The sequence below is a fragment of the Paenibacillus sp. Aloe-11 genome (assembly GCF_000245715.1).
Taxonomy (GTDB): domain Bacteria; phylum Bacillota; class Bacilli; order Paenibacillales; family Paenibacillaceae; genus Paenibacillus; species Paenibacillus kribbensis.
This window is the reverse complement of sequence record NZ_JH601054.1, coordinates 327921-340943: the sequence shown is the minus strand read 5'-3', so window position 1 is coordinate 340943 and position 13023 is coordinate 327921. Positions and strand designations below refer to the sequence as shown.

The following is a 13023-nucleotide window of genomic DNA, read 5'->3' as shown; positions in this document are numbered from 1 at the left end:
CCCTCTTCAACTCACTGCCAGTCATCCGGTACCTGCTGCCAGCTTGGATTGAAATATCCGCCCGTCTTCGAATCAATGCCGGGCGGATAAACTATTATTTATTCACTTTTGAATACCATTCTCTGGCACGATTCGTAACCTCTTCACCACCGTATTGGTTCCACTTATCGACGAATTCATCAAACTTGCTGATCGGGTATTGCCCAAGAATAATCTTGGTGGCGTATTCCACATACAACGTACGATTGTTAATATCCGGGTAGCCGTCATACACGCTCGCCGGCATACCGTCGCCAGCAATGATCTTGGCATACTGCTGGGCTTCCTTCATATTTCGGGTGACCTGATCAATGGCCCACTTATTGTCTTTCGATGCAGTGCTCTCGAAGAGCTCGGTAGTAAAATCAAGTGTCGCTACACTCGAGGATGTATTAAGAATCATATTTTCCTGACTGCTCTTGTCATCAGGAAGTTTGACAGCTTTACCATCCTTCATCGTATAGTGCATGCCTTCCACGCCGAGGAACAAATCTTTCCAATTCTTTTTATCGTACATGTTGTTCAGCAGCTTCAGGGTGGCCATTAACTTCTCTTGATCCTTATTGTTCTTGACGACCCATTGAGGAGGAGCAAATCTCTTCCAGGTATAGAAGCCCTTATAGCCCTCTACCTGTGGTACGGGGAGAACGGAAAATTCAGCCTTCACGCCCGTGTTTTTATATAAGTTTTCTAAAATCAAATTCCCATGCTCGATCCAATGAAAATAGTTCCCTACTTTATCAGACTGAATTTTGCCGTCCCACTTATCCTTTGTGTTTAACAGCGACTCCTTATCTATTAATCCTTCCTTGTACAGCTCAGCCAAAAACTCCAAAGCTGCTTTCATATTCGGAGTTACCGCAGAATAAGTCAGCTGCCCGTCGTAAATGTCCCAATCCGGATAGCCTTCGAACATGGCTACCCCGTACATGGCGAACAAATGGTCCATCCAGCGGGCCTGCTCGCGACCGCCTGTAGGAATCTCATCCTTTTGACCATTGCCATTAGGATCTTTGTCCCGGAATGCCTTCAGCACCTGTACATATTCGTCTTGGGTCTTCGGCATCGGCAAGCCCAACTTGTCGAGCCAATCCTGGCGGATCATGCCGGCGTATCTTCCGTAGTCCACCATACCCGGAATATAATAGATCTTCCCTTGACCGGTAGGGTCGTTCGCTTTGACCACATTCCACATATCCTGCGGAAAGGCTTTCCATACGTTTGGTGCATATTTAGGCAACAGTTCGGTCAGGTCGGCAATCGCACCGGTTTTAGCCAGACTATTCTCAATGCCCTGGTGAGGTATGAACAGATCCGGCATTTCGTTAGCAGCGATCTTCAGGTTCAACTGATTCAGGTAGTTGGTGCCTCCATTCCATTCCACATAAGGATTGATGACACCTACGCCAAGCTTTTCCTTGTACAATTCATACAGTTTGCTGCCTTTCTCGACTGGTTTATAACCGATGTTTGTTCCCCACACTTCGATATCAACAATATTTTCTCCGCCAGAGGTCTGATTCTGGCTCGTATCCGCTGGGCCTTCGGAAGCGTTTTTGTTTCCGCTGCAACCGGCTACTGTAGTAATTGCAAGGATACTTGCCGCTAGTAACAAGCCAATCTTTTTAAGTTTCATGTTTTTTCCCCCTTTGAATTACCCTTTTACAGAGCCGATCATGGCTCCTTTGACGAAATATTTCTGCAAGAAAGGATACACCAAAATAATCGGTATAATAGCGAAAATAACGGTCGCTGCTCTTAAGGTCCGCTCATTATAGTTGAGATCAGCCGTTGATGCGGCACCTGCCATAATCACGTTATCGTCGGTGATGAACTGTCTAATCTTGATCTTGATCTGCAGCGGGAACCAGTTCGTATCCTGCAGGAAAAAGAGCGGATGCTGGAACTGATTCCAGAGCACGACACCGTAGAATAAAGCAAGGGTTGCCAGTACGGCCTTGGATAGCGGAAGCACGAATTGGAACAGCATTCGGAAATACCCGCAACCCTCAAGAAAGGCGGCTTCCTCCAAATCCTTGGAGAATTGCTTGAAGAAGGTTCTCATAATGATTAGATTGAACGGATTCAGAATATGCGGCAGGACCAGAACCAATGGATTATCATAAAGGCCGATACTGCGGACCGTTAGAAAGTAAGGCACAATAGGCGCCTTGAAGATCATGGCGATCACAACCCCCATCATAATGACGGAACCCCAGCGGAACTCGGGCTTCGACAGCGGGTACGCGAACAAGGCGGTCATCAGAAGCGCCAATATCGTGCCGATCAACGTGGAACCCAGCGTCAGGAAAAACGATTTCCATAAGTCGGGACGGTCGATGATATACATCCATGAATCCAGCGTAAATTGCTTCGGCCATAATGTGACCAGGTTCATATCGACAACACTTTTGGAGCTGAACGAGGTCGCGATCACAGACAGGAGCGGTATGATCGCCATTATGGAAAACAGGATGAGAAAGACTGTAATTGCCGTAACGAATACTTTTTCCCCTCTCGATTCAGGCATATCTACCAGAGCCCCCCATCCGATACTTTCTTCGACAGCTTATTGAACGTGTATACCATAATAAATCCAATCACCGATTGAAACAGCCCTACCGCTGTAGCAAAACTGTACTGCGCCTGCTGAATGCCAGTCCGGAACACGTACGTATCCAGGATATCTCCTACGTTGTAAGTCATCGGAGTGAGCAGATTGTACACCTGATCAAAGCCAAGATCCAAGAAATTTCCTATTTCCAGCAAGAACAGTACCATCACGGTAGGTAAGAGAATTGGGAAAGTGATGTGGCGAATTTGCCTAAATCTCGATGCGCCGTCGATCATGGCCGATTCATAGAGCTGAGGATCAATCGCGCTTATGGCAGCCATATACACCACGGTGCCCCATCCGGCATCCCTCCATATCGAAGCAAGCACGTAAATAGGCCGGAAATATGCACTTTCTTGCATGGCTAGCACAGATTCTCCTCCGAACCACCCGATAATAATGTTGAACAATCCGCTTAATGAAAAGAAATCGAAGAGAATACCGCCAACGATAACCCAAGACAAAAAATGTGGAATGTACAGAGCGGTCTGGATTCCTTTCTTCAACGCTGATTTTCGAATCTCGTTGATCATCAGCGCCAGCAGTACCGGCACCGGGAAGATTAGTACGAGCTTGAGAGCTCCCAGCATCAGGGTGTTGCTGAAGACTCGAGCGAAGTCAGGATGATCAATCAAGGTCTTAAAATGCTTGAGGCCTACCCAGGGACTATCGACGAACCCCTGGAACACCGAATAATCCTTGAAGGCGATTACAGCACCAGCCAGTGGAATGTATTTAAATACGATGAGAAAAACGATTCCCGGAATCGCCATCACATACAGTGGCCAGTGCACCTTCATGCGATGAAATGCAATAGATTTCAATGTTGTTCCCCCCAGTGCATGTTTATTGAATCCGCTTACATTTATAATATATAGCCAGGATACTCTGCGCTCAATCAGGCATTTTTAAGGATAACAAAGCTATTTTTAAGTCTAAGGTATAATTAAAAACCACTCCTTTGTGGAGTGGCTGAGTAAGCATCTTTACACGCTCGGTAGATTCTTCCGGTATTCTCTGGGTCTGCACCCTGTCAGCTTTTCGAACATCCGCGTAAAATGCTGTGGATCCGAGTACCCTACCTGCTGGCAGATTTCATATATTTTCAAATCGGTCCTCTCCAACAGAGTTTTCGCTTTATCGATTCGGATCTGTATTAAGTAATTCAAATAGGTTTCCCCCGTCTTTTGTTTGAAAACCTGACTCAAATAAAAAGGGCTTATATAAAATCGGGCAGCCAGATCTGCCAGGCTAATAGGTTCATTGTAATGCATCTGTACATATTCCTTGATCTCTGTGATCATATCCTTCTTTTTGGGAATATTATGCTCCAGCTTGAATACAAGAATCCCTCGAATGACTTGAACCATCCATTCCTCCAGGTATTCCAGCGTTCGAAACCTTGAAATGCCCTCTAAAGACAAAATGTTCCGGCCCAGGAATTCGGTCTGCTGCAGTTGCTGAAAAGACATCTTTCGGATGCTTGATAAAAGAATGTGTAAGCATTTCAACTGGAGATCTGCCGGGCTCATGCTTGGTTCGGCTTCCATCCCTCGAAAAATCTCGCGGATGACATTCACGCATCCGATCTCGTCCATGTTGTCGAGAGCTGCTTCCAATTTGGCTATGACCTCTTCAGGTACGGTGTGACTCCTGCTAGTCATATTCATGATATCGGAAAATGGGATTACAGCGTGTGCTCCCTTGATGACTTTGTAACTTAGCGCATTTCTTGCTTCCTCAAAAGATTGGCTAATTCCCATTGCCTGCTCCTGCACCGTGCCGACTCCAACAGTGATAGACAGCTCCAATTCCCGATAGATCGCCTCCTTCAGACGATTCATGGTACGGACCAATGCTTCATAATCAATGATACTGCCATGGGCAATCACTACAGCAATCTGGGCTACCGAATAGCGAAACCGATACACTTTCCGGTACTGTCCCAGAGCTATGTCTATCTGCCGAAATATGGGCTGAAAACCAACTTCCTTAAGGGAATCCGTACTGCCATCGAATTCAAGCATGATGCACACAAACCTGATTGCCTCCATTGGAATTTGGGCGATCCTAAGCAACTCTCCCATAAGCTCTGATTGATCACTGCCAGTATCCAGGATGTCCCGCAACGCGTCTTCCTGGATACGGTTATACACCTCCTGCTTCAACTCGTCTACTTCCTGCAGTTTAGCCCTGTCCGCACGGACCAGCTCCATGACCTGGCAAACACAGCTGCGCAGCTCCTCTTCCTCCACCGGCTTGTTGATATAAAATCGTGCTCCCAACTGCAAGCCTTTGCGGGCATATTCAAATTCCGCATAACCGCTTAACAAAATGAACTCCGCCCGGCAATCCTCTTCCTTGAGCATGCGAATCATATCCAAGCCGTCAGCCTGAGGCATACGAATATCAGTAATGACAATGTCCGGTTGCTTTTTACGAATCAATTGATAACCTTCCAGGCCGTTGTATGCTGCACCAACCACTTCGCATTCAGGGATAAAACGCTCGATGATGGTTTTAAGACCAGTGACTATCCCTTTCTCGTCATCCACCAGAAATACCTTCATACTGATACCTCCCTTGTTGCTCTTCTGTTCACAATGACTGTATCATGGGAATTTGTATTTCTACTGTTGTACCGTTACCATCACTACTAAGAAGCGACAGATAATACGAGTCACCGTAGTGCAGCTTGATCCGCTCCGCAATATTCTTCAAACCGAGGCCTTTGCCTGCCAACTCCTTCCCATGCTCTAACTTGTATTTGTCAAAGTCAGCCTCATCCAATATAGTCCGTAATTCCGCCTGCTTTGATGGTGGGATTCCGCATCCGTCATCCGTGATCCGGATCTTAATCCCCCCTTCCTCGGTCCATGTACCTTCGATAACGATTTGCATCATTTTGCTGTAGCCCTGAAAACCATGGTTAATGCTATTCTCAACGATTGGCTGAAAAACGAGCGGAATAATGCTACATTGACGCATGGCCTCTGGAATGCGTAAGTCCAGCTTGAAGCTGTTATCGAAGCGGATATTCTGAAGCTGCAGATAATTCTCTGTATACTCCAGCTCGTGCATAATCGAATGCTGCTTGCCTTCCTTCCCAAGCACCAAACGAAACATCCGTGCCAGGATCTTGATCATGCCTGCGATTTCATCCTCATCCTTCAATAATGCCTTCATTCGAATGGATTCTAATGTGTTATACAGCATATGCGGATTGATCTGATTTTGAAGTGCCATGAACTTGGCTTTTCGATGCTTGATTTCGGCTATATACACATCTTCAATCAAGGTTCGGATCGTCACGATCATGCTGTTATAGGTATGCACCAGATTTCCAATCTCGTCATTGGCTTGCTGGCTGCTCTCGATCGGCACATATTGCCCGTTCTCCGCCTGCTTCATGCTTCTGCGAAGTGCTTTGATCGGTTTCGTAATATGATAGCTGGCTCCCATCGAAATCGCAGTCATCACCAGCCATCCCGCAGAGATCGCTATAATCGTCACTTCTTTGACTTTACTGATCTTCAATAGCAACTTCTCGCGCGGTATCTGTGTCTTGATAACCAGTTGTCCTAATCGGGTGCTTCCGGAGAGAATAATCAGGTCTTTGCTGCTCGTATCCTTGGTATAATCGATGTCCGACTCCAGCACTTGCTTCCAGGTAACCCGGCCGCTGGCCGCATCGGAATGATAAATGGTTTCTCCCAATGCATTGCTAACGGTAACACTCATACCGTATTTATCCCGGGCCGACACAAAGTCTTGGTTTAATTCCAGGAGGTTAAACGGATCAAGATCGATAAGGATCACTCCTCTGAACGCTCCGTCTGAGCCGAGCAGCACTCTGCCGACGGTGATTAGAGCACCGTCCCCCCGATCCTCATAATAAGAGCGGTCGTGCAATCCTGTAATAAAAAGTTTTTCGTTCGAGCCGCGCAGCCGCTTGTACCATTCTTGCGACAATAGTGAAGTTTCGTTTACCATGCTGGTGGTATTGGAATACTGGTAGACGCTGTTGTCTTCGCTGATTAGCATCAGATTACCTATCTCCGGTCTCAGTATGGCTACCCTCATAAGCAGGCGTTGTATGGTCAATTGCTGGAGGGCCTGTTCGTCTATAGGCTGGCTCCGTGTGTCGCCCAGTTTGTTGATGATGTCGTTATCAACAAGGACCGACTTGGTTACCCTATCATATTCTTCCATGAACTGATTCAAGGTGGTCTCAAGCTGCGAGGTGTATAAGGCAGCGAATTCTTGTGAGGAATCCTCCAATTCTGCAGCCGCTTGATGATAAATGAATGCGCTTACAATCAAGAATGGAATAACACAAGCCACAAGATATCCCATCAACAGTTTATTTTGAAGCCTCATGTTCCTTAGCTTCGTCACTGCTCCGTGGAACCCCTTATCATCCACCATCTTTGATCCTTCCCCTGCTAAGCGTCTTTTGTCCCATTGTACACGCTGCAACCTCCATTTGCACTAATCTCATTAGAAATCATAAAAATGACTGTGTTTATCTTAAAAATGACATGTTGATCATTTATTTTCCAGTGCTTATATTTTATGAAAACGGATACATTTTCCGTTTTGTATCATTTTTAACACGCCTATAATTTTTTGCAGGGAGGTGAGAATAAGTACCAATGTACTAAATCATTTTAAAACAGATGTCGGTAGGATCAATCCATTTTGTTTTTTGTAGCAAGCGATAACAAAATACTGCTTATTTGGAGGCGAAATGGATGGAAAAAAGATTCTTTTTAGTCTTCACGATGCTTAGTTTATTATTATCAATGGGAATACCGACACAGGCTGCTTCCATCGTATCTTCAGACACCAACAGTTCGGAAGCCGGAAACAATGGAATCGGAAGAGTGGAAATAAGCACTATTCCATTACCGGATGAAGTGAAGGTGTTGGAAAGCAGTACTTACACGTACTCAGGGAAGGTCCTTTTTATTTATAAAACAGAGAACGATATTCTTACAGCCGATTTTTGGAACATAGGTGTTTTCAACGATAACGGAACGAATTTCAAGATCATCTACTCTGGAGTCATCCCGACAAAACCAAAGTCGCCCGGGATCCGGATTATGCCATTCCAGGATAATAAGCGGGTATTGCTGGGGGATTATGTCCTTGAATGTTCGCCTAACATCGACAATTCCTTAAGTACAACTTTAGTTCCTGTCGAATTTCCGTCAATATTAGTAGATGACTCAGATACGTTCAAACATTGGTCTGAAATCATCATAGCACCTGACAATAAGCATATGAGCTGGACTATGCTCCGCTCGGATATTGGTGCTGCGGCAGCGATCGGTGTCTTGGAGCGTCATACGGATAACTATGTTCTCGAAGATGTGCAGCTTATTAGTACAATACACGCCCTTGAAAACGATCCGAATAATCCTGGCTTTTTCATCCCCAAGCCCTTGCGGGGCGGAGAAGTGAAGCAGTTTGTCAAGGGGGGAAATGCCATTTCCATTGTCGGGGGAATGTATTACAGTACACCGGATTCCCTTGTACAGGATTTAAATTCTGAAAGTGTTACGCAAGTCACTTATACTCCCGGATATAATGAAACAACGATTTTTTCCCCTGATGAACGATTGGGAATGGTAATGACTACAAGATTCTCGGAGCAAACGGATCCTGCCATTTTTGGACTCATGCCTAGGCCCTACGGTATATATACCTCAACGGATATGATGTATTTGCTGTACACTTATGCCGTAACCGGGGTACGCAATTTTAGAGAGGGCAACATTGGTCCGGCTTTGATCGACATTAACCGCTCGATGCATCAGGAAGGATATCAAGGCGTACAACTCACTACAGATGAGGATTGGGTGTATTACTCCCCTATGTCCTGGCACCCTAATGGAAAACGTACTATGTGGCTGGAGGTGTTAAGAGGCAGCGATGGTTCTCAAAAGCGGGTTCAGAAAGCAAAACTACTTGATTATAAGCCTAAAAAAACAGTACCGCTAAAACCCACTACGGATGATATTCCATACGGTATTAAAGACTTAACTGTGCTGGACTCTGTATATGGGAATGTAGATGGGAAAATTGCTGGAAAACATTCTGGATACCTCTATTATAAAAGAACAGGTTCATCATTGTTCTCAGGCCAATCGGAAGTTCAGTATGTAAACTTTAGCGATGATGGCGTGAATTTCTACAATGGATATGAAAAGACAAACTCTAGTCTTGCCAGTGAAAGCCGTTATGAAGCTAATGTTCAATTAACAGGCGACAAACAAGGTGAAATGAATTTTAGAGCCACCTTCTCCCCCATGACGGGACCTACGCCTGCTAGCCTGTTGTTTGATACAGATATAGACGGCAAGCCCAAAAGTTATGGTTATGCTACCTATAACGGAGTCACTTTAAATATCGAAGATCTTTTGGAATAGTCGATACATTTTGCGTTGACACCAAGAAGCACCCTGGATGAAATTCCAGGGTGCTTTTTGATCTCACCGATTTCTCAACCGGTCGATTCCCCATCCGACAAATGCTAGTAAGGTCAAACAGAGTCCTGTGAGAGAAACTGCCGACCATTGCCCGACACTCCACATATAGCTGCCTAGCGAAGATCCAAAAACTCCGCTAATAAATGTGCTTACCATTAAAACCGTATTCAGCCTGCTTCCGGCTCCTTCATCTAATGCCTATATTCGAGCTTGATTCAAAATCTGAGCCCCTTGAACGCCGATATCCATAAGAATAATACCCAGCACGAGAACAATGAATATTGTACCGTATGTTACCTTTTGCAGCGGGCAAGTTTAAAATATACATGATAACTTTGATCCTGAATTTGATACAAGGGAACAAACTTGATGCCATCCAAAATAAATGTCAAAGGACTATCCTTTTGTTCAATGATTTGTTCCAGAAATTCTTGTTCACTGTATGTCCAGGAGATATAATCCTGTTCCTGACTTATTGCCGCCAGTACATACGGTCCATAAGTGAGACTTTTAAGGGTGTGGTCATCGGGAGCGTCAGCCAGTCTCAAGGAGCAGGGCAGCGTCAGCTCGATTTCATCCTTTTTCCATACTTTGCGCAGCTTTAAATATCCGTGTTCATACTCCAGATCGCGGCAAGGCACTCCGTTTATCTTTACTTGAACGGGCTCAGATACCCAATCGGGGATTCTGAACATTAGGGTTGTTTCGGGGCCGCCCTCGATATAAAAGCGGACTGTCTCCAAGCCGTCCCGATCCCGCTTCTGCATCAGGCTGATCCCCTGCTCGCTCCAATCCAGTCGAGAGGGAATGTACAAGTTCACATACAGCCTGTCTTCATCATGAAAATAAATGGCTTCTTGGTATTTAAAATGATTTTCCAGACCGGTTCCATGACAGCAGGTATTTTCATGTGTATCGAATTTCTTGATAGATCCGGGCGCCAGTGGCATAAAGTAGGTGCTGCCACCCTCCGCTTTTTGGCTATTCTCTGAGGCAAGAATATGGTTATAAAGAGCCTTCTCATAATAATCCATATACGTTTTGCGCGGGTTAAACTGAAAAAGCTCTTTGGTCAGCTTCAACATATTATAGCTCGCACAGGTTTCTGCCGTTTTATCGGTGAGAAAACCGGCAATGGCGTCCGGCTCTCTGAACATTTCCGTCTCTCCGGTGCCTCCGATCGGATAAATATGACTTTGTGTCACCATCGTCCAGAAGTTCTCTGCGATATTGAAATATGCCTTGTCCCCCGCAACCTCAAACAGCTTCAAGGCTCCAATTACCTGCGGAATGTGCTGGTTGGCATGCATATTTCCTAGAGTGTCCACATTCTCCTTCATCGGAAGGAAGAGCTTTGCATTGTCAAAATATTTCGCTGTCATCAAATAATTTTCATTGCCGGTGATCGCATATAATTTGGCCAATGCCTCATTCATACCCCCAAATTCCCCGGCAATATACAATGACCACATTTTATGAAGCTGCTCTCTCGGAAGCCGGCTTAGTCGGCTGTGAAGCCAATGGCCCAGCTTATCGCAAATATCCAAAGCCTCCCTCTGGCCCGCAAGCTGGTAACAATCTAGCAGACCGGCCATAATCTTGTGCAACGTATAGTAGGGAGCCCATATTTCCGGATAAGTTGTGTACTGCTCCAGTAGATTAAACTGTTCTTCCGAATACGCGCTCAGGAACCCCCGGCCATAGCCCGCCTGTTCAGACAGGGCTGTTTGGCATTTGCCCAATTCTGCAACCATGTATTGAATTTTCCCGAGTAGCGCGGAGTCCTCCGTGGCATGATAAGCAAGCGCCAGCGCAGAAAGATAGTGTCCAGTGGTATGCCCCTTCAGATTGCATTCCGGAGCGTCCCACCCCGTCATCGGCTGTGCTCCTTTGGTGTCGATGGCGGCTGCCTCTCTAAAATTATACAGCATCTGGTCATCGTTCACTGACCGTACAAACTGCAGGAAACGGTTCATAGCTGCTGCAAATTCACTTTCTCTTTCCAGGCTAACTTTTGGTCCCGTAAATTCCTTCACCCGCTTGACGTGATCCGTTGTTTCCTCAACCTTATCCACCACTTGAACGGTGACTACGGCCTTCAATGGACTTCCTTCCACTTTACCGTGGATCGAAAAAAATCCCGGTTGCCGATAAGCCTCCTCTTTGACCGGGTCCCAGGAAACCTGGCTTACGGTATAACTTCCGGTATCATTTTTTACAATGACGACGGTTGGCAGTTCCGGCTGTTCCCCAACTTTCGTGCGCACGGTCAGTGGATTTACCGCAACGATCTTTGCTTTATATTCTTCCTGGAGAACCGTTGCTTCAAATGTCTTGCGGGTTACCTCTCCTTCATATGTCAACGTTGCGACAAGGACAGCTTTCCGGTTCCCCACCCCAAAGGTAGGTCTCGTAACCTTGCCTGTATGACTTATAAATAGAGTCTCTTTCGATTCCCATTGAACGGAAGAACCATACTTCCCCTTTAGCGGAAGCTTCAAATCGGCTTCTACAGTATTTAAGTTTCCCAAATAAATCGCATCGCCGTCCAGTTCCGTTATTTCTTTCGCGCTTGCCGATCCGACGGCGTTTTTCTCCAGTTCCATCTCCCATCCGCCTTTCTGTACTCTACGCCTGTGTCACAGCGCCTATTTTTTGTTTGATCCAGTTCTTGCCTTCGATGATCCGCGAAATCACCATGCTAATGGCCGGATCGCCGGTTACATTCACCATAGTGCAAAGCGGGTCTGTAATCGTTCCTAAAATAACCAGGATTGGGACCGCTTCCATCGGAAAGCCGAAGGCGGTACAGATGAATAGTTCCCCAATAAATCCACCACTTGGGATCGTACCCACAATAATTCCGCTTATCAAGGCTACCAGAACAGCCTTTACCATATCTCCCGTGCCCATCGTCATATTAAAAATCCCGAACAGGAAAATAATTTTGATCATTTGAACGGCGACTACACCGTTTTTGTGCATGTTTGCGCCAAGCGGTACGATAATGTCGCCGATTTCATCGGGAATGCCCATTTGCTTGACGGCCAGTCTGTTCACAGGGATACAAGCCGTACTGCTGCATGTTCCCATCGCCGTGGTCAGCGGCAGCCATATATTTTTCCAAAAACGCTTGATTCCGGTTTTACCTCCCCCAAAATAAGTGGCCAAAAAGGAGAACAGAATGAAAAACAATATACAAAATGCCACGTAAATAATGGATGCCCTGGCAACGGACCAAACAATTTGGTTGCCTACCTTTCCGATCAGTGTCGCGAAGTAGCAGGCGATGCCCACAGGAGCATAATACATAACAATGGAAACAATTTTATTCAACACAGAGGATAAACTATTAAGCAATTTGGAAACCGGAGCTCCCTCTTCTCCAATGGAGCTTACGGAAATTCCAAACAGGATTGCAAAAACAATCAAGGCCATCATATGCTTTAGGGATAACAATTCAACGAAATCGCTTACAGTTATCAAACCGACAATATCCAGTGAAGCAGACGCCTGATCCTGAACTGCCTTTCCAAAGCTAACCTCAGCGTTCAGGGCCGGATTAAAGATCAAACCGGTGATCAATGCCAAAATAGCTGTAATGATGCCCGTAACCACCACCACCAAAAAGAAAATGCCCAAAATTTTCCCCAGCTTTTTCAAATTGGTCATGCTCGCTATAGAACCGGCTATGGATACAAACACCAGCGGCACAATGATCACAAATACCATATTCAGAAAAACATCTGCAAAGGGCTGCAGGACTGCGGATTTTTCACCCATAATCGTGCCGGCGATCGCGCCCACTAAAACACCAGCCAGCAGTATAATCGAGAATTTATAGTTTTTTAAGACTTGCACCCTTCTTTCCCCCCA

At 45.8% G+C, this 13023-nt stretch carries 8 protein-coding genes; 1 reads left to right on the top strand and 7 read right to left on the bottom strand.

The features are described from left to right. Positions 1–94: 94 nt before the first annotated feature. The 5 genes from WG8_RS12540 to WG8_RS12520 all read right to left on the bottom strand — a co-directional run bounded on the left by WG8_RS12540 (position 95) and on the right by WG8_RS12520 (position 7081). Entirely contained in the window at positions 95–1675 is a 1581-nt protein-coding gene (locus WG8_RS12540; protein ID WP_007430553.1) for an extracellular solute-binding protein, read from the bottom strand. Between the two features lie 18 nt (positions 1676–1693). Then, complete coding sequence (locus WG8_RS12535) at positions 1694–2569, bottom strand: carbohydrate ABC transporter permease (protein WP_007430552.1); 876 nt, start codon at positions 2567–2569, stop codon at positions 1694–1696. Between the two features lie 2 nt (positions 2570–2571). Further along, complete coding sequence (locus WG8_RS12530; RefSeq protein ID WP_007430551.1) at positions 2572–3477, bottom strand: ABC transporter permease; 906 nt, start codon at positions 3475–3477, stop codon at positions 2572–2574. A 162-nt stretch (positions 3478–3639) separates the two neighbouring features. After that, positions 3640–5223 carry a response regulator gene (locus tag WG8_RS12525; RefSeq protein WP_007430550.1) on the bottom strand — a complete coding sequence of 528 codons (1584 nt, stop codon included), beginning with the start codon at positions 5221–5223 and terminating at the stop codon, positions 3640–3642. Positions 5224–5251: 28 nt separating this feature from the next. Beyond that, positions 5252–7081 (bottom strand): sensor histidine kinase, encoded by a 1830-nt coding sequence (locus tag WG8_RS12520; protein WP_007430549.1) that lies wholly within the window; start codon positions 7079–7081, stop codon positions 5252–5254. A 326-nt stretch (positions 7082–7407) separates the two neighbouring features. Here WG8_RS12520 and WG8_RS12515 point away from each other — a divergent pair, with 326 nt between their 5' ends. Beyond that, on the top strand, positions 7408–9087 hold the full coding sequence (locus WG8_RS12515; protein WP_007430548.1) for a hypothetical protein: 1680 nt from the start codon (positions 7408–7410) through the stop codon (positions 9085–9087). 353 nt (positions 9088–9440) lie between these two features. On the opposite strand, the gene WG8_RS12510 is transcribed toward WG8_RS12515, so the two are convergent. Both WG8_RS12510 and WG8_RS12505 read right to left on the bottom strand, forming a co-directional pair. Continuing rightward, positions 9441–11753 carry a beta-L-arabinofuranosidase domain-containing protein gene (locus WG8_RS12510; protein ID WP_007430547.1) on the bottom strand — a complete coding sequence of 771 codons (2313 nt, stop codon included), beginning with the start codon at positions 11751–11753 and terminating at the stop codon, positions 9441–9443. A 22-nt stretch (positions 11754–11775) separates the two neighbouring features. After that, positions 11776–13008: a dicarboxylate/amino acid:cation symporter gene (locus WG8_RS12505; protein ID WP_007430546.1), complete on the bottom strand. Its 1233-nt coding sequence runs from the start codon at positions 13006–13008 to the stop codon at positions 11776–11778. Positions 13009–13023 lie beyond the last annotated feature (15 nt).